Genomic DNA, 21123 nt, shown 5'->3' with positions numbered 1-21123 from the left:
ATTATGGTTATTGAAGCAATTAACATGCCGAAATTAATTCTAGTTTAGGTGATACATTAACAATCGGCAATGGCATTTTTGACTCGTTTATCAGAAACTGGATATGGTGTCCCCAATTGTTGAGCAAAATAGCTCACTCTTAACTCTTCAATCATCCAACGGATCTCTTTTACTTTGTCAGGGATTGGTTGTCCTTTCGGTATCTTATTCAGTAATTCTTTATAATCACTGGTGATCCCTTCAACTTTAAGCAAATGCATACGGTCACGATTTGGATCGATCGGCAGTTTTTCCATTCGACGCTCAATCGCTTTCATGTAACGGTGGATATCTTGAAGACGCTTCCAACCGCACTCCGTTGCAAATCCTTTAAAGATAAGATTCTCTATCTGAGCTTTAATATCCGAAAGCGCAAACGCCATGCTTAAATCAACACGCCCTTTTAACTTTTTCTGAATTTGGAAAGCGGTAGTTAAAATCGTTTCAACTTGTTTTGCGATCTCAACAACCGTATCCCCAAGCTCTGCTCGGATATGTTCTTTCATTTTTTCAAAGGCTTCAGGTTGCCAAACAAGACCACCCTGCTCATCAATTAACTTATCGATACCACAAGCAATGCAATCATCAATCAAGTCCATCACACGACCATACTGATTAAAGTACAATCCTAATTTCGATTTATTAGGAAGATTGTCATGTAAATACTTAATTGGTGATGGCACATTAAGAAGAATTAGACGACGTTGGCCTGCCTTCATTGCATTGTGCTGCTCTTCTTCTGTTTCAAACAGTTTAATTTCTACACTGTCTTTACCATCAACAATCGCTGGATATGCTTTAACTTCAAATCCACCACGCTTCTGTTTATACAACGTTGGTAACTCACCAAAGCTCCATGTTTTAAGGCCTTTTTGCTCAATATCATCATCCGCAACTTGTGATAATGTTTCTTGAACTTTATCTTTTAAGCCTTCTTTTAACTCATACAAATCACGGCTTTCTTTTAGCTTGCGATTACGATGGTCAACAACACGATATGTCACTTTTAAGTGATCTGGGATCTGTTCTAGTTTCCAATCTTCACGGAACACTTCAAACCCTGTCATTCGACGAAGTTCTTTTTCTAAACTGTCTAATAACGGCGCTTCGAACGGTACAGCTCGAGATAAAAATGCATCAGCATAATTAGGTGCTGGTACGAAATTCTTACGAACGGTTTTAGGTAACGACTTAATCAACGCCATCACTAATTCGTGACGTAAACCTGGAATCTGCCAATCAAAGCCATGAGGTTCAACTTGGTTTAAAATTGGTAGTGGTACATGTATCGTTACACCATCGCTGTCTTGCCCCGGCTCAAATTGGTAACTTAATTTTAGTTTTAAGTTTCCTTGATGCCAGAAGTTTGGATAATCTAAATCCGTTACATGGCTTGCATCACCACGGAACAGCATTTCTTTTTCAAAGTTTAATAACTCTGGCGTCTCTTTTTGCGCTTTCTTCCACCACGTATCAAAATGACGGCCAGATACTACATCTACGCCAACTCGTTGATCGTAGAATTCAGCGAGTTGATCATCATCAACAAGAATATCGCGACGACGAGACTTATGCTCAAGTTCTTCAACTTCTTGTAATAACTTACGGTTTTGTTTAAAGAACTGATGCTTAGTATGCCAATCACCTTCAACTAGTGCTGAACGAATAAAAATTTCACGACACACAGGCGCATCAATCGCACCGTAGTTAATTTGGCGTTTAGGTACAATCGGAATACCGTAAATAGTGACTTTTTCATAAGCCATTACTGCTGCTGATTTCTTCGACCAATGTGGTTCACTGTAACTGCGCTTAATCAAATGCCCTGCTAATGGTTCAATCCATTCAGGCTGAATTTTCGCAACAATTCGTCCCCATAATTTTGAGGTTTCAACCAACTCTGCAACCATGACCCATTTTGGTTGTTTCTTGAATAAACCAGAAGCTGGGAAGATGTGGAATCGTGCATTACGTGCACCTTGGTACTCATTCTTTTCTTGATCTTTTTGACCAATATGAGAAAGCATACCCGCTAAAATTGCAGTATGAACGCCTTGATAGCCTGCCGCTTCTTGATTCACTTTGTAATTAAGCTCTTTCATTACTTGGCTTAATTGGTAGTGAACATCTTGCCATTCACGTACACGTAAATAGTTCAAAAAGTCTTTACGACATTGCTTTCTAAATTGATTACTTGAAAGCTCTTTCTGTTTTGCTTTTACATGTTCCCACACGTTCACAAACGTTAAGAAATCCGAATCTTCATGATTAAAGCGTTTATGCTTATCATCAGATTGTTGTTTCTTATCGCTTGGACGCTCTCGTGGGTCTTGAATTGATAGTGCCGCTGCAATGATCATCACTTCTTGTAATGCATTGTATTTCGGTGCTTCAAGTACCATTCTCGCTAAACGTGGATCAATCGGAAGACGGGCTAATTCACGACCGACTTTAGTTAAGCTTTTCTTCGGATCTTTCGCATTTGAATTAATCGCACCTAACTCTTCAAGTAGCTTAATACCATCTTGAATATTGCGATTATCAGGGGCTTCTACAAATGGGAAGGCTTGAATATCCCCCAACCCTAACGCTGTCATCTGCAAAATTACAGACGCTAGGTTAGTACGTAAGATCTCAGGGTCGGTAAACTCTGGACGAGAAATAAAATCTTCTTCAGAGTAAAGACGAATACAGATACCTTCAGATACACGGCCACAACGACCTTTACGCTGATTTGCACTGGCTTGTGAAATCGCTTCAATTGGTAAGCGTTGTACTTTGGTGCGATAGCTATAACGACTAATACGTGCAGTACCAGGGTCGATAACGTATTTGATCCCCGGAACAGTAAGTGATGTTTCTGCTACGTTAGTGGCTAATACAATTCGACGACCAGCGTGTGGTTGGAAGACACGATTCTGCTCTTGTGCAGATAAACGCGCATATAACGGTACAATTTCCGTATCACGTAGGTTACGTTTTTCTAATGCTTCTGCGATATCACGAATTTCTCGCTCACCCGTCATAAAGATCAGAATGTCACCCAGCCCTTCTTCACACAGTTCATCTACTGCATCAAAGATACCTTCTAATTGGTCACGATCGGTATCATCACCATCTTCAACAATTGGGCGATAACGAGTTTCAACCGGATAAGTACGACCAGATACTTCAATCATTGGTGCATTATTGAAGTGTTTTGAGAAACGCTCAGGATCGATAGTTGCTGACGTGATAATGACTTTTAAATCAGGACGCTTTGGTAATAACTCACGTAAATAACCCATAATAAAATCGATGTTTAAGCTGCGTTCATGCGCTTCATCGATAATTAATGTGTCGTATTGATTTAAATAGCGATCGTTTTGGATCTCAGCCAGTAAGATACCATCCGTCATTAATTTAACTTGTGTACGATCAGAAACTTGATCATTAAAACGAACTTTATAACCAACATGGCTACCTAGCTCTGTTTCCATCTCTTCTGCAATACGGTCTGCTACTGAACGAGCCGCTAAACGACGAGGTTGTGTATGACCAATATGACCAAACTTACCACGACCTAGTTCTAAACAGATTTTAGGTAACTGAGTGGTTTTACCTGAACCCGTTTCACCAGCAACGATAACCACTTGGTTATTTTTGATTGCTTCTGCAATTTCATCTTTTTTCTGGCTAACAGGAAGTTGTTCTGGGTAAGAAATCGTTGGACGATCAGTTTCACGATTATTCGCCGTTTGCATTGATTGTGCGATATCTAATGCAATTTCATCAAACACGGCGTGTCTTGACTCTTCTTTTTTGATTCGCGATGCGCCTTGAATGCGTTTACTTAGGCGAAAACGATCACGCATCATACATTCACTTAATGCTTTTCTAAGTGTTGATGCTGAATTTTGATTTGATTGACTCAAAATATTTCCTACTGAATCTTTTATTTATTCTAATAACTAAAGCAATTCTATCACATTCTTGTCTCTATCGAGCCTTAGTAGACAAAAATCTGTTTTACTTAAATGTAATAATTCTCGATTGCTCGAACTGATACCTATTTGCTAAACTGAATAGATTAATCCCAACCATTAAGACAGTTGTATGGAATTTAACGGTAAGCAAATCGAGCGTGACGCTCAAGGGTATTTAAAAAATCACACGGATTGGTGTGAAGAGTTAGTTCCACTTCTAGCAAAAGAAGAGAATATTGAACTGACCGAAGCACACTGGGAAGTAGTACGTTTCGTTCGTAACTTTTACGATGAATTTAAAACATCTCCAGCAGTTCGCATGCTTGTAAAAGCAATGGAAAAAGAGCATGGCCCTGAAAAAGGTAACAGCAAATACCTATTTCAATTATTTAAATTAGGACCAGCAAAACAAGCGACAAAATTAGCGGGTTTACCGAAACCGGCAAAATGCCTATAACATCGCTTCTTATTGCTTAACTTTGGCAAGAATTAATACATTTTAAAATCGGTTAATTCTTGCCATTGTGTCTCTTCTTTTTCAATTGAATCTACTCTCGCTAATTGCGGCCCAACCTGTAACCATTCAAGAAATTGATTAATTTTATCTTCACTGCCACATACTAACACTTCGACAGAACCATCTTCTTGATTACGTGCATAGCCAGTTAGGCCAAGCTTTAACGCAGTATGTGCCGTATGAAAGCGAAAACCTACACGCTGTACTTTTCCCTTTACATTAAATAGATACGATTTTTGTGACATGCTTCACCTATAAGTGTCGATTATAATAAAAATTTCTTAATCATGAGATATTATCCTTCGCTCCTCATCATATATACGGATTTATTATGAAAGAAACGGCATTTCGTTGGATTGACAAATATCTTATTCACTTCAAGATCCAAGAAAAATTTTATTTACTCTTCTTGCTTCCTGCTTTGGCACTTTTCAGCCTGATGTTTATCATGGACTCAGCTGCTGACAATATGATGTCTGAAACATTGGAGCATGAAGTCCAGTTTGTTGCTTCTATGTTAGATCAACAAAATGTATCTCGCCAAGATGCAATTACCCTACTTTCTCAATCAGCGGAATTTACTGTTGGTACTGGTGAGCATACCGCTTATGTTGCTTCTGGAAACTACAGCATAAATGCAAATTCTGATGTAACCCTATGGTCTACATTATCAAGCCTACAATTATCATTAATCATAGGCATTTTATTGGTAATGGCGATTGGTGTTTATTACATTATGACATTCATCGGTGGTGCGATGTTCACGATGAATAAAGCGTTAGAAACACTTGAATCTGGTGATCTTACGCAACGTCTAAACTTCTTCCCAGTAAGAGACGAATTTAGCACCATTGCACTTACCATCGATAAGTTGGCAGACCGTGAACAAAAACTGGTGCTGGCCATTCAAGAATCGGTCGCATTAATTCAACAAATGAGTTCAGAATTAAGCCAAAACAGTTATAAAAGCTCAGATGCTTCCGATAAACAGTTAGCTCAACTCGATCTTTTATCTAGCGCAGCAGAAGAGATGGCGACATCTATTCAAGAAGTTGCAAGCTATACACATGAAGCCTCCTCTCAATCAACAGACGCGATGGAGTCTGCACGCCTAGGACAATCGCAAGTAGATTCTGCTGTTAGCTCTATTCAAGCTTTAGCACAAGAAATTAACCAAGCGGCAAATGCGGTACAAGAGTTAGATACGGATGCTGCAAAAATTGATGAAGTGGTCACTACTATCAATGCCATTTCGGAACAAACCAATTTATTAGCACTAAATGCAGCAATTGAAGCAGCACGAGCTGGTGAGCAAGGTCGTGGATTTGCAGTGGTTGCCGACGAAGTTCGCACATTAGCAAGCCGAACTCAACAAGCAACGGTTGAGATTCAGACCATGATTGAAGCATTGCAAAATAACAGTAAGTCATTATTAACATTAACCTCGAACACGGTTACCAATGCTGAAACTGGTCAAGAATTAATGCATAAGGTTCACAGTGATATTTCAAACATTGCTGAGCGCAACAATACGATCGCTCAAAGTAATAATGAAATTGCCACTGCAGCCACTCAACAAGGTGAAGTAGCAGCAAGTATCGCTTCAACCGTTGAAGATGTTCGTACTCAGTCAAATCAAGTTCATCAGATGATCAAAGATTCTGAATCAAATATCGAACAACTAAGAGTAAAAGGCCAAGATTTAGAATTATTATTAAACGGCCTTAAAGCCTAGTCCTCCGATCTTAATCGTATCGCGTTGGTGATTGATATTCCCCATCTACATCACCAACCTTTTCGAGCAAAAAAAAATAAAACAACTCATTGTTATATAATAAAAAAGTAAATTCCCTCTCTGACAGAAAATATAAAACCTCATAAAAATAGACCAACACAACCACACCAGCGTCAATTTTTTTTTGACGAAAATATGCATTTGGTTACAAATCTAGAGCCTCACCAGATAAAAAGCGAGACCGACTTCACATTTAGGAAATTGCATTTACTATAAATTCTCAGCCAAGTTATTTCAGAGTGAAATACTTGCTATCAAGACAAATTTGATGGCCATATAAACAATATTTTTGATGACATGAAAAAATAAACATACGCATGTTGTCAGGAGAAAAAAAGTGAATCAATCATTGCTAGTGAAAACCTCACTCAATAAACCATTACTTACCTTATTGTCTATTCCTGTTATCGTATCACTGGTTCTTTTTGCCATTGTTGCCTTTCTTATTAATGCTCGAAATATAGTAGTAGAAAACAACATTATACAAACTGGACAGCGCGCCACATTGAGCGCTGAAATTGACCAATTACGTTTTTATTGGCAAGAGATCCGTGTACTTAACCGTGATACCATGGCCGAAACTGGTCAAGAGATGCTTAACTATCAAAAAAAACTGAATGCCGCATTTGTTACTGCAAAAGAGCATATTAACTCTGCTATTTTTACTTCTCCAATGCTATCTGACGCAGGACGAGCGGATTTAACCCAACTTCAAACCTTGTTATCAGATTATGAAAACAGTTTGAATATATCAATTGATTTACTCATCACTCTTGATAACGCGTATATTGATACCCCTGTTTTTTGGCAACCTTTAATCAGTCTAGTTGCGTCAACAGAGCGTGAGTTTTCCAATTCTGATCCTGAATGGGAAAAACAAAGTTCACTGTTTGCTAGCAATATTGAAAGCTTCTATGAAACCCTAAACCGCATCACAATCAACAGAGATCTTTCTGAAAAAACTAATGCAGAACAATACCTTAAAGATATCAATTCCTTCTTTAATGCATACAATCATATTGCTGCTGTTAATCAATTTAAAACACACACTTTTAGCAAGTATGAACAGTTCTACCATCTGGCTGTTGAAACCATCACGCAAACTAAACACCAATCAAAACTTCGTGGTGGCCTTGTAGGCACTGCAACAAACATCATTGCGGCGACTGGCTTACGACAAGTCGAAGAAACTCGAAAACTAAGCCAACAATCGCTAGAAGCAAGTCAAAATGTAAAAAATACTCAGGTTTGGTCATGGCTCGCTGCTGCATTACTTTCTGCCATCATTGCCTTCGTATTAGCTCGCAGTATTAATGCGATCCTTAGCCGTATTGCCACCACTATTTCAGCAATGGCACAACAGAATTTAGCGACGCCAACCAATTTATCTGGTACCAATGAATTGGCGGTGTTGGCCATGAACTTAGATTCTTCTATTGATAATATGGCAAAAATGGTCAACGCGGTAAGAGAACAAAGTAATGATGTCGCTTCATCATCAACAGAATTAGCGTGTGTCATGACACAAAGTTCAAGCAACGCAGAAGAACAAAGTGCACAAATTGAGCAAATTGCTGCCGCTGTTACCGAGTTATCGGCCTCTTCTAACTTAGTAGCCAGCTCTGCGAAAAATACGGAAGTTCAAGCGACAGAGGCGGCATCACTATGCCAGTTGGGCCAAAATATTGCTGAGCAAAATAAGAGCCGTGCAGACGATTTAACCACCCAATTAACGGAAACGGCTTCTGTAGTTGAAAACTTGCGTAATCACTGTGTTAGCATTGAAGAAGTGGCAACCGTAATTAATAACATTTCTGAACAAACCAATTTATTGGCATTGAATGCTGCCATTGAAGCGGCTCGCGCAGGGGAAATGGGCCGTGGTTTTGCGGTTGTTGCTGATGAAGTACGAAATCTTGCAGGGAAAACTCAAGAATCGACAGTGCATATTCAGAAAATTATTTCTGAGCTACAAGCACACTCACTGGATGCCACTGAAAAAGTAGATTTGTGTTTGGATACCATTACCGTTACTCGTGAAACTTCGATTCAATCGTATGAGCATTTGACGGATATTAATACGGCAATTCAAGCCATTTACAGTAACTCGACTGAAATGGCCTCGGCAGCATTACAACAATCAAATGCAGTCGAAGAAATTACCGGAACTGTTGTTGGTATTAAAGATATTATCAATCAAAATGTTACAGGCATTGAAGAGTCGAGTAAATCTTCGAACTTCTTATCTGAATTAGCTGAAAAGCAACGTAATCAACTTGATGTGTTTACTGTTAAATAAACATAATTGATGATGAATCTGCAAAGGGAAGCGTCTCAGTACGCTTCCCTTTTTTTATACTGGTCATCTTCACAGGTTAAGCATTCACTTAAATTACTATTATGGATTGCTTTTATAAGGCAGTTCACCGAGAATAAGCCCTCATTTTTCGTAATCGAGCATCTATATGACTGTTTCAATCTATTTAGCAAAAGGACGTGATAAAGCATTGCGTCGTCGTCACCCTTGGATCTTCTCTCGCGGTATTGACCGTATCGATGGTAAAGCAGAGCTAGGTGAAACAGTTGAGATTTATGCAAACAACGGCGAATGGCTTGCTCGTGGTGCTTTTTCTCCACAGTCTCAGATCCGTGCTCGCGTTTGGACTTTTGATAAAAACGAAGCGATTGATAAAGATTTCTTTGTTCGTAAGTTAAATCAAGCGCAAGCATTACGTGATGTATTAGCTGAGCGTGATGGTTTAACAGGTTATCGTTTAATTGCTGCAGAATCGGATGGTTTACCGGGCATCACAATTGACCGTTACCAAGATTACTTTGTGTGCCAATTGCTCAGTGCTGGCGCAGAAGCAACAAAAGATCTATTAGTTGAAGCATTAGTTGAATGCTATCCAGACTGCAATATTTACGAGCGCTCAGATGTGTCAGTTCGTAAAAAAGAAGGTCTAAAACAACGTACTGGCGTTCTACATGGTGAAGAGCCACCAGAATCAGTGGTTATTGAAGAAAATGGCGTAAAAATTAGCGTTGATATCGTCAATGGCCATAAAACAGGTTTCTATCTTGATCAACGTGATAGCCGTGAACGCGCTTGTAAATATGTAAAAGATAAATCCGTTCTAAACTGTTTCTCTTATACTGGTGGTTTTGGTTTATACGCTCTAAAAGGCGGCGCAAAACACGTAATTAATGCGGATGTATCTCAACTTGCTTTAGACACAGCGAAATACAATGCTGAAATCAACAAGTTTGATTTATCTAAAGCTGAATTTTTAAATGCTGACGTATTTAAGTTATTGCGTGAATACCGTGATAATGGCACTAAATTTGATGTTGTTATTATGGACCCACCTAAATTTGCTGAATCTAAAAATCAGCTGACAGGTGCATGTCGTGGTTATAAAGACATTAACATGTTAGCAATGCAAATCCTAAACCCAGGCGGTACGCTATTAACTTACTCTTGTTCTGGTTTAATGGATGCGGGTTTATTCCAAAAAATCGTTGCTGATGCAGCACTAGATGCTCATCGTACGGTTCAGTTTATTGAGCGCTTTGAACAAGCAGCGGATCACCCTTTAGATTCTGCTTACCCTGAGGGTTTCTACCTTAAAGGTTTTGCTTGTCGAGTTGTATAATACTCACATTAGGCTCCAAGCTACTCAATAATCAAATGAAAAATTAATAAAAAGGCGAGAAGAATTACCCTTCTCGCCTTTTTTATTCACTATTTTATAAGTTATTAATCCACTTTAAACATATTAAAATCATTATAAAGTGTACTTAGAATATCTTGGTCACTCATAGAACCCAAGTCACTGATACCTAGTGTTGTACTATCAACGCCTTTTAGAGTGATGTCTGTTTGATTTCCTAACTCATCGGTAACAGATAATACAGTTTGCGAGTTGCTATCATCAATATTCACATTAATGTGTTGCAACATATCATCCATGGTTGAGTTAGCTTGAATTGAATCAGGCAATAACTCAGCTAAATCAAGAATATCTGCTTCATTATTAGCTGCAACCCCATCAACAGCAAAGTCAGCAATGGATGTTTGAGCTGGTGAAGCTGAACTGCCTGCAATTTCATCTGCAAAATAGAAGATATCATTACCGCCACCACCGGTTAGAATGTCGTTTTGGCCTGAAGCATATAATGTATTATTCGCTTCATTACCAAAACTTTCAGACACAACTAAATGTCCTGAATTCGTAAGTGACGTTAATTTCTCTTCATCAGTCATTGATGCTGTTGATTCACCAGTTAACTCATCTAGAGTAACACCATCGACAACAATGGTTTGAACCGTACTTCCTGCTTCATTGATATAAATTTCAGTACTACCATCAACTTCTGAAATTTGTATTTGAGAAGCAAGCGTTGCCGAATCCCAAACAGTGGTGATATTTGCGATGTCAGTTAAATCAATTCTGTCACTATTTACATCAAAATCTTTAATGATATCGCGAGCTAAATCTCCACCAATCGATGCATTTGTCCATGTGAATGTATCAGCCGTTCCCGCATCAGATAAATCTAGTGGATTACCAAACAACAATTCATCATTTGTCGTTCCAGTTAAAATATCTGAGCCAGAAACCCCTTGAACCACATTAGGTACAGCTACAGCAACAGTGATGACCTGTTGAGTAACTCCACCTTTTCCATCTGATGCTTCAACAGTGAAAACATCTGTTGTATCAGTTGCTAATGCCAAGGTACTGTTTTCAGTAAGAACATATGTCCATAACCCTGCTGCATTGATGCTTAACGTACCATAAACACCTGTTGTTGAAGATGACGAAGCAATTTGCCATCCTACCGGATCATTCTCTGCATCGGTTGCACTTAATTGACCAGTGACTGTCTCAACAACGCCCTCTTTGACATCAGCTGTAGTAGTTCCAGTAATAACTGGAGCATCATTCTCGCCTGTAATATCAATAGTAATGACTTGCTGTGTTACCTGTCCTGTCGCATCAGTAACATCAATAACTAAAGACTCTTGCGCCCCATCAGCACCAATTGCTTGTGCTAATGTATTATCTAAATCGTATTCCCATTTACCTGTTGCAGGATCAACAATGAATATTCCATATAAAGGTGTCGATGTTGTTGAAACAGTATAGCCAACTGACGTCCCTTCAGGATCTAGATACGTAATCGTACCTTCTGCATGTAGCTCTCCATCTTCAACAACCGTTCCTGTCGTTTCCTGAGCAACCTCTACATCAACAATTGGTTGATCATCATTACCAGTAATATTAACAGTGATAACTTGCTGTATTGTTCCGCCTGTTTGATCGGTTATTTCAATGGTATAAGTTTCTTGAGTACCCGCAGCGCCAATCTCTTGTGCTAACGTATTATCTAACTCATAAGTCCATACACCATCCGCACCTACAGTGAACGTTCCATAAGGTGAAGACGGAGGATTAATCACATTATAATCAATTACCCCACCTTCAGGATCCACATAAGCAACTTGACCTGTTGTCGTCAATGTTCCGTCTTCAACTACCGTTCCCTCTGTTACCTGAGTAATTGTCGTATCTATTATTGGATCATCATCATGCCCAGTCACACTCACCGTAATTTCTTGGGTTACTGTTCCACCATTACCATCTGAAACTTCAATTGTGAAAATTTCGGTTTCAACAGTATCACCTAAAGCTTGAGCTTTGTCGTTATCCAGAAGGTAAGTCCACTCACCATTAGCATCAATAGTTAGCTCGCCATATAATCCAGTAACATCTCCAGGTGTGGCTGCGGTATTCGGACCTGAAACAACAGTGTAACTGAAACTACTATCAGTTAAATCAACATCTGATACATCTAGTTGACCACTAGCGCTAGCTGTAACATCTTCTTCAACACTACCAATAATGACACTCGATACATCTATCGTTGGATCGTCATTTTCACCTGTAATATTAATAGTGATCTCTTGCTGTATTGTTCCACCGGTTTGATCGGTTACTTCAATTGTGTAAGTTTCTTGAGCACCAGCAACACCAATTTCTTGCGCTAATGCATTATCTAACTCATATGTCCATGTACCATCGGCACCCACAGTGAAGGTCCCATAAGGCGAGGATGGCGGATTAATCACATTATAATTAATTACATCCCCTTCAGGATCCACATAAGAAACTTGACCTGTTGCTGTCAGTGTTCCGTCTTCGACTACCGTACCTTCGGTTACTTGCGGAATTGTCGTATCGATAATAGGATCATCATCTGTACCTGTGATATTTACGGTAACGTCTTGTGTAATAACCCCACCATTTCCGTCATCAATTTGAATCGTAAACGTTTCTGTAATGGTTTCATCACCGATATCTTGTGCTTTATCGTTATCTAATACGTAAGTCCATTTCCCGTTTGCATCAACAGTTACAGTACCATAAGCATCTGTTGGTGATGTAATGACACTGAAATCAAACGTGGTATCTGAAATATCAATATCCGTAATATCTAATTGTCCAGATTGAGTCAAAGTACCATCTTCTTCAACATCAACAGCGAGAACACTAGTATTAACCACTTCAGGATCATCGTTTGTGCCATTGACTGTAAAAGTAATGTCTTGCGTACTACTTAGGCCATGTTCATCGGTCACTTTAACGGTATAGGTTAGATCTAGTGATTCACCAACACCCAGTTGCTGTATTTCTAGTGCTGAATTATCAATTACTAATTTATAATCGCCATTAGGATCAAAAGTTAAGGTTCCCAAGCTATCGCCACTTAGTACTTCCCAGATATGGGTATCCGCTGTATCAGGATCACCATCATCCCAATTACCTGTTACCTCAAGATTATCATCAGCATTAAGAGCGGTATCTTCTGTTACTTCTGCTGGAACAGTTACAACAAGGTCTGGAGCATCATTTTCACCATTAATAGTAATAGTGATTGTCATTTCAGATGTTTCGCCTTCATCATCAGTTGCAATAATGGTGACAGTATCGGTTAACGTTTCACCTTTTGATAAGCTATTAACCGCTGGATCATTTCCATCCACCGTATAAGTCCAACGGCCAGTATTGTTATCTACGCTGACGGAACCATAGCTTCCTTGAGTACCAGGAGAGACAACCACATTATCACCAACATCTACATCGGAAGTAACAAAGTTTCCTGACGCTGTACTGCCATCCGCTTCCTCTACCGAAGCAGTATCCATTCCTGATATCTTAGGCACATCATTAGTACCAGTAATATTGATCGTTACTTCTTGAGCTGTTTTCGCGCCATGTTCATCTACAGCGAAAACAGTGAAACTCTCAGATACCACTTCACCTTCACGTAAACCTTGAATGTGTGCTGCATCATTATCAAGTACATATGTCCAGACACCATTCTCATCAACCGTAAATACACCGTATGTGCCCGTTAATGTTTTGGCATCAAAAGTAACATCATCACCATTAGGATCAGTTACAACTAACGTATTAGAATCCGTTATTTTTTCGTCTTCTTTTAACTCCATGATGATCTGATCATCTTGAGCTATTTCTGGTGGTAAATTTGAACCATCAATAGTTACGGTAATTGTTTCTGTTGATGTTTCACCATATGAATCTGTTACTGTTACTTCAAATGTATCAGATAGCGTTTCTCCAACACCAAGTAATTTAACTGCATCTAAGCTTGTGTCTAATGTATATGTCCATTTTCCATTAACTAACATTAAACGACCATAATCACCTTGATTATCGGCAACTGACCAAGTATGCGTATCACCTGTATCTATATCACCATCATTTAAGTTTCCTGAAATACGCCCATCAGAATCTGTATTCGATATTGTCCCCGTCAATTGTCCTGATATTTCTGGTGCATCGTTAGTACCTGTGACATCAACTTTGAAAATCATTTCAAGAGGATCACCATTTTCATCAACGACGGTTTTACCAAATTTATCAACAACGGTAACACTGAAGGTATCGGTAACTAATTCACCTTCATTCAGCTGTTGAACAGCTAAGGAGTCATTATCAAGAACATAAGTCCAATTACCATTGTTATCTAACGTTAAATGACCGTATGTTCCATCACCGGTAACTAAGTTCCATGTTAATTCTGGTGTTAAACCTGCTACATCATCCAAGACGCCTGTTTGTGTTAATGGGGAACCGTCTTCTTTGAATTCAATTTCTTCAATAACAGCAACAGCTGGAGCATCATCGGCCACGCCAATAATATTAATATTTATCGTTGAATCTGAACTTACCGCACCTTTATCATCCTCAACAACAACTCGTACGTATTCTTTTTCGATTTGATCTGGTGTTAGTGCCTGTACGATCTCACTATCATTATCCAGTACATACGTCCATTCACCTGACGATTGATTTAAGGTTAATTCACCATACACACCTTGAATAACGATGTTTTCTCCACTTGGATCTAATGTTCCGATCTTATTTCCATCTACATCGACCAAATACCATGTATGAGTATCACACGAATCAGGATCAACAACTTCTAGCTGACCAGATACTTCAAGAATGTCATCTTCAACTACTTCACCTAATTCCCCCGTAGGTGTATCGGCAACTATCACAGGAACATCATTAGAGCCCGTGATTGTAACGTTAACTAGAATCGTTTCTGTGCCACAATCGGTTTGTACTGTAACAGCCCATCGTTCTGTGACTTCTTGACCTTCACATAACGAATCTACATACGATTTATCATCGGCAACATCGTAAACCCAGTTACCATCATTATCGACAGTAAGAGAACCAAATAATCCACCATCAATAGATGATGTTCCATCAACACTAATAATTTCACAACCACTAGGGAGATCTATCGTACCTGAACTACTACCACCAATTGCATCTCCATCACCATCAACACCTTCTTCGATTGAATCGATGTCAATCACTTCATCATATGAACCGCCGCCGCCACCATCAGGGTCGGTATTACCTTCAACAGTGATTGTCACCTCAAATGGTTCTGAAATACCACCGTGCTTATCTGTTGCTGTGATTTGGAAAACTTCTGTACGTACATCACCAAAGTTAAGTGCATTTGTGTCCGGGTCAGTATTGTCTAACAAGTATGTCCATTGGCCATTTTCATCAATAGTGAAAATACCATAAACACCACTTCCGTTAATAACTTGCCAACTAACGACTTCATCACCTAGATCAATATCATCAGCAACAACATTGCCTGTTACTTTTGTAAATTGACCATTAAATGTCTCACCTGGTGGTAAGAAATCTTGTGCATCTTCAATAACCGTCGCTGCATTATCTCCAGAGACGACAGGTCTATCGTTTGTTCCTGTAATAGTGAAATCTATTTGTTCGTTAGTAAAACCACCATTAGAATCATGAACAACCGCGGTAAAGGTCTCTGAGATCATTTCACCTTCATTTAACGATTGTATCGCAGCTGAATCTTTATTGATTTCATAGCGCCATGAGCCATCAGCTTCTAGGTAAAATGTGCCATAGTTACCAACATAAGTTCTCATTTCAAATGTTGTCGTATCTCCGGCATCAACATCTGTTGCTATCAATTGACCTGTAACTACATCAGGAGAGATATCTTCAATATATTCTCCTGTCGTTCCACCGGTAATTTCAGGAAGATCATTAGTGCCTTCTATCGTAATAGTGATGTCTTTTTGTACTGATTCACCTTGAGAATCTGTCACGATAACAATAAAGATTTCTGTTAAAGTATCCAATGGACCAAGAGCTTGAACCGCAGCTAAAGAGTTCATTAGGGTATAAGTCCAGCGCCCATTTGAGTTCATGGTTAATGAACCATATTGGCCGACACCGTCAACTAAATTCCATGCATGAACATCACCCACATCTGGGTCACCACTCTTCAACTGACCTTCTATCGTCGTTGTTGTATCTTCTACTACCGTACCGCTTAAAGCTCCAGTCATAGTTGGTGCATCATTTGTGCCTTCGATAGTGATTTCTACTTCTTTTTCTGAGACCTCACCAAATGAATCCGTCACTTTAACCGTTATCGTATCAACAAGTTCTGCACCTTCTTTTAGACCATTAACAGTGTTATTGCTATTATCTAGAGTGTATGTCCAATGACCATTTTGATCTAATGTGAACTGCCCGTATTGACCTGGGCTACCAACGATTTCCCACGTTAATGTGTCTTGTGTATCTAAATCACCTGAATTTAAATCCCCATCAATCACATTAACAGCAGCATCTTCTTTTATCTCTCCCGTTGTATCACCAATAATACCTGGAGAACTATTTGTACCAGCTATATCAATAACCACTTCAATTTGATTTGTCCCGCCTTGACCATCATCCACTTGAACAACAAATTTATCTTGAACAATTTGTCCCGAAGAGATTCCAATAGTTGCAGGGCGCGAGTTATTAAGTTGATAGGTCCACATACCAGTATTAGGGTCAACCACTAAGCTGCCATATACACCATCAGGCGTAACAACAGACCATGTATGCGTATCTAATGTATCAATATCAACGGCAGTTAACTCACCTGTTGCAACATCTTTTCCAGGTGTACCTTCAATTGTACTCCCCGTTGTTGCACCGCTAATTGACGGCTGGTCATTATCACCAACAATATCAATGACAATTTCTTTTGAGGTTGAAGCACCAAAACCATCTGTTACTGTAACTGTAAAGGTATCTTGAACACGTTCACCTTCAGATAAACTCTGAACTGATGCTTTGTTATTATCTAAATTGTAAACCCAACGACCATCAGCAGTTAATGTTAACGTTCCGTATGAACCTGTTTTAGAATCAAGTGTCCATGTGTAAGTATCACCTATATCTTTATCATCTGGCTCAAGTTGACCATTAACCATGGTGATTGCGGAATCCTCTTCGACGACTCCACTAAGATCACCTGATAATTCAGGCACATCGTTAGTACCTTTGACTTTTACGGTAACTTCAACTGTATCAATTGCTCCATATTGGTCTTCAACTTGAATAATGAATTTTTCTTTAACCGTCTGACCTTCTAATAGCCCTTGGGTTAATGGTGAAGAATTATCAATGGTATATGTCCATTTGCCATTGGCATCAAGGGACATTGAACCAAATATCCCTTTAGGATCCGTTAATAAAGTCCAAGTATGTGTATCAGTCAGATCGACATCGCCATCAGTTAGTTGACCTGAAACTGATGCTTGATCATCTTCAATAATGGTTCGAGATGTTTTACCGCCAATGATTGGAGCATCATTAGTACCTAAGATTTCAACCGTAATAACAATTGCATTTTGTCCACCATTTCCATCGTCTACTGCAATAGTGAATGTTTCAAATTCTTGCTGGTTTTCAGCTAAAGCCTGCGTATCAGGGTTTGATGGGTCTAAGGCATAAACCCAATTACCATTCGCATCAACGGTCATCGTGCCGTACTTACCAATACCACCGCCATCAACAAGCCAAGTGTGTGTATCCGTAAAATCAACATCAACAGCCGTCAACGCACCTGTTGCTGTAGGAATGATATCTTCCACTGCCGTACCCGTTGTTCGACCTGTAATTACAGGTCTATCATTAGTACCAACAATTGTCACTTCAACGGTATGTTGCGCATAACCACTATTTCCATCACCAACAACAACGACAAAACTTTCAACAACTGTTTCATCTTTTGCTAATAACTGAGCTTCATCATTTTTAAGAACATAAGTCCATTCTCCAGTAGCGGCCTCAATAGAGAAGTTACCTAATTTAGATTCATTGGCACCGATGACAAACCAATTATGAGTATCTGCTAAATCAACATCTTCTACACTCAATGTATCTGATATAGTTTGTACGCCATCTTCGGTTACAGTACCGGTATCATTACTATCTACAACACTTGGTAGATCATTGGTCCCTTCCAGAGAAATAACGATTTCTTTTTGCTCTGTTCCACCTTGACCGTCATCAACAGTAACGATAAATCGGTCTTCGCCAGATTCACCTTCTGCAAGTTGCTGTGTTACATCCAACGAATTATCAATGGTGTATGTCCATTTACCATTTGCATCAACAACAATCGAACCATATTTACCTGTCGCTGGTTCAACACTCCAAGTGTGAGTATCTGTTAAATCAACATCGTCAACAATCAGCTGCCCTTCAGTTGTTTCAATAGAGTCTTCTTTTACTGAACCTAATGCTTGTCCAGATAATTCTGGTTTATCGTTAGTGCCATTAATGGTGATTTCAATTGTTTCTGTAATGACGCCACCAGCACCATCACTTAGCTCTACGGTATAGTACTCTTTGATCGGATCATCACCCGCACCAAGCGATTGAGCGGCATCGTTATCTAATGTGTATAACCAAACACCTGTTGAGGCATCAAGAGTAAATTTACCGTAAGTTCCGGTATCTGAACCAACAATATTCCAATTAAACGAACTCGTCGCATCTTCATCTGTTGCAGTTAACGTACCTGTTGTTGTTAGCGTAGTATCCTCAGTGACTTCTCCAACCGTATCTCCGCCAATAATAGGCACACCGTTTGTCCCAACAACAGTAATAATGATTTCTATCGTATCAGTACCACCTTGACCATCATCAACGGTCACGGTGAATGTATCTTCAACACTTTCACCTTCTGTAAGTGCTTGTGTTGCAGGTAATGAATTATCAATACTATAGGTCCAAAGCCCTGTTGCAGGGTCAATAACAATGGACCCATAAGTTCCTGCGTTATTATCGACACTCCAAGAATGAACATCGATTAAATCCACATCATCAACAGTCAGTTGCCCTTCCGCTTCAGATTGCGTTGCCGTGTCTTCCTTCACTAAGCCGGTTGACTGGCCCGAAACAACCGGATCATCATTAGTACCAGTAATTTCTATCGAAATAGTTTCTGTTGTAACACCACCTTGTCCATCATCAACTTGAACCTGGTATTCAACTGTATGAGTTTCGCCATTAGCTAATGCTTGTACTTGAGCTGCGGTATTATTTAAGGTGTATTCCCACTTACCAGAGCCATCTGGGTTTGTGCTCACAGTAATAGAACCATATGGATCGTTATTTGAAGAGAGAAGCGTCCACGTATGAGAATCTAAAGTATCCACATCATCAACAAACAGATCACCACTTGTTGTTAGTGTTGTTTCTTCTGTCACTGCACCAGCGATAACTGAAGTATCTGTGATTTCTGGAAGATCATTAGTACCGGTAACTTCAACAGTCACCGTGTGTGTCACTGTGCCGCCATTACCATCATCAACCACAATCTCAAAGGTTTCCGTCTTCACTTCACCGTTTGAAATCGCTTGAGTATCTGTAAGAGTATTATCTAGAACGTAGGTCCATTTACCCGTTGAATCTACCGTTAATGAACCATAAACACCGGTACCATCGGTTACTGACCACGTTGCGGTATCATTAACATCGGCATCTGTTGCTTCTAGCTGCCCACTGGCTTCTGCCACGGTATCTTCAACAACGGCTCCGGTATCGGTACCGCTAATAACTGGACCATCATTTGAGCCAGTAACGGTAATGGTCACTTCTTGAGAATCAATGCCACCGTGGTTATCTTCAACTTGAACTACATAGGTAATATCTAAGGTTTCACCGACACCAAGAGCAATAACGCTCGCTGAGTTGGTGTTTAGATCAAATGTCCATTTACCATTTGCATCAACGCTGAAGGTACCTAGATCATCATTACTATTGGCTTCAACTGTCCATATATGAGTATCAAGTGTATCGACATCTTCAAGAATTAAATCACCCGTTGCGCTTTCTGTTGTGCGGTGTTCAACGGCACCAGTCGTCACAGATGTGTCCGTGATTTCAGGAAGATCATTAGTACCAGTAACTTCGACAGTCACCGTGTGTGTCACTGTGCCGCCATTACCATCATCAACCACAATCTCAAAGGTTTCCGTCTTCACTTCACCGTTTGAAATCGCTTGAGTATCTGTAAGAGTATTATCTAGAACGTAGGTCCATTTGCCTGTTGCATCTACCGTTAATGAACCATAAACACCGGCACTATCGGTTACTGACCACGTTGCAGTATCATTAACATCGGCATCTGTTGCTTCTAGCTGGCCTGATGCTTCTGCTACGGTATCTTCAACAACAGCACCTGTATCGGTACCGCTAATGACAGGACCATCATTTGAACCAGTAACGGTAATGGTCACTTCTTGAGAATCAATACCACCGTGGTTATCTTCGACTTGAACTACATAGGTAATATCTAAGGTTTCACCCACGCCAAGAGCAATAACGCTCGCTGAGTTAGTGTTTAAATCAAAGGTCCATTTACCATTCGCATCTACGCTGAAAGTACCTAAATCATCATTACTATTGGCTTCAACTGTCCATGTGTGAGTATCAAGAGCATCAACATCTTCAAGAATTAAATCGCCCGTTGCGCTTTCTGTTGTTCGGTGTTCAACTGCACCAGTCGTCACAGAGGTATCTGTGATCTCTGGAAGATCATTGGTGCCGGTAACTTCGACAGTTACCGTATGTGTCACTGTGCCGCCATTACCATCATCAGCAACAATCTCAAAGGTTTCTGTTTTCACTTCTCCATTTGAAATCGCTTGAGTATCTGTAAGAGTATTATCTAAAACGTAGGTCCATTTACCCGTTGAATCTACCGTTAATGAACCATAAACACCGGCACCATCGGTTACTGACCACGTTGCAGTATCATTAACATCGGCATCTGTTGCTTCTAGCTGGCCTGATGCTTCTGCTACGGTATCTTCAACAACAGCACCTGTATCGGTACCGCTAATGACAGGACCATCA

Annotated in this window: 7 protein-coding genes; 4 read left to right on the top strand and 3 right to left on the bottom strand. The window is 39.7% G+C overall.

What is annotated here, in order from left to right; translation table 11 throughout:
* Nucleotides 1-56 precede the first annotated feature (56 nt).
* Nucleotides 57-3953 carry an ATP-dependent RNA helicase HrpA gene (gene hrpA, locus HC728_RS13495; protein ID WP_190395635.1) on the bottom strand — a complete coding sequence of 1299 codons (3897 nt, stop codon included), beginning with the start codon at nucleotides 3951-3953 and terminating at the stop codon, nucleotides 57-59.
* 181 nt (nucleotides 3954-4134) lie between these two features.
* On the opposite strand from hrpA, the gene HC728_RS13490 reads away from it, so the two are divergent.
* The gene (locus tag HC728_RS13490) at nucleotides 4135-4461 is read left to right on the top strand and encodes a TusE/DsrC/DsvC family sulfur relay protein (RefSeq protein WP_005419649.1); all 327 of its coding nucleotides are present in this window, start codon (nucleotides 4135-4137) and stop codon (nucleotides 4459-4461) included.
* A 32-nt stretch (nucleotides 4462-4493) separates the two neighbouring features.
* Here HC728_RS13490 and yccX read toward each other — a convergent pair whose 3' ends face one another.
* Nucleotides 4494-4766, bottom strand: coding sequence for an acylphosphatase (yccX, locus tag HC728_RS13485; RefSeq protein ID WP_005419651.1), 273 nt, complete (start codon nucleotides 4764-4766; stop codon nucleotides 4494-4496).
* 86 nt (nucleotides 4767-4852) lie between these two features.
* Here yccX and HC728_RS13480 point away from each other — a divergent pair, with 86 nt between their 5' ends.
* From HC728_RS13480 to HC728_RS13470, 3 genes are all read left to right on the top strand, one after another.
* Nucleotides 4853-6256: a methyl-accepting chemotaxis protein gene (locus HC728_RS13480; RefSeq protein WP_017019288.1), complete on the top strand. Its 1404-nt coding sequence runs from the start codon at nucleotides 4853-4855 to the stop codon at nucleotides 6254-6256.
* Between the two features lie 397 nt (nucleotides 6257-6653).
* Nucleotides 6654-8615, top strand: coding sequence for a methyl-accepting chemotaxis protein (locus tag HC728_RS13475; RefSeq protein ID WP_017019289.1), 1962 nt, complete (start codon nucleotides 6654-6656; stop codon nucleotides 8613-8615).
* Nucleotides 8616-8781: 166 nt separating this feature from the next.
* Nucleotides 8782-9972 (top strand): class I SAM-dependent methyltransferase, encoded by a 1191-nt coding sequence (locus HC728_RS13470; RefSeq protein WP_005419656.1) that lies wholly within the window; start codon nucleotides 8782-8784, stop codon nucleotides 9970-9972.
* Nucleotides 9973-10076: 104 nt separating this feature from the next.
* On the opposite strand, the gene HC728_RS13465 is transcribed toward HC728_RS13470, so the two are convergent.
* A partial coding sequence (locus tag HC728_RS13465) for a VCBS domain-containing protein (protein WP_190395634.1) occupies nucleotides 10077-21123 on the bottom strand: 11047 nt, incomplete at its 5' end.

It is taken from the genome of Aliivibrio sp. S10_S31 (genome assembly GCF_014694495.1).
GTDB classification, from domain to species: Bacteria; Pseudomonadota; Gammaproteobacteria; order Enterobacterales; family Vibrionaceae; genus Aliivibrio; species Aliivibrio fischeri.
The sequence above is the reverse complement of the archived record's forward strand: the minus strand, read 5'-3'. Positions and strand labels throughout refer to the sequence as shown.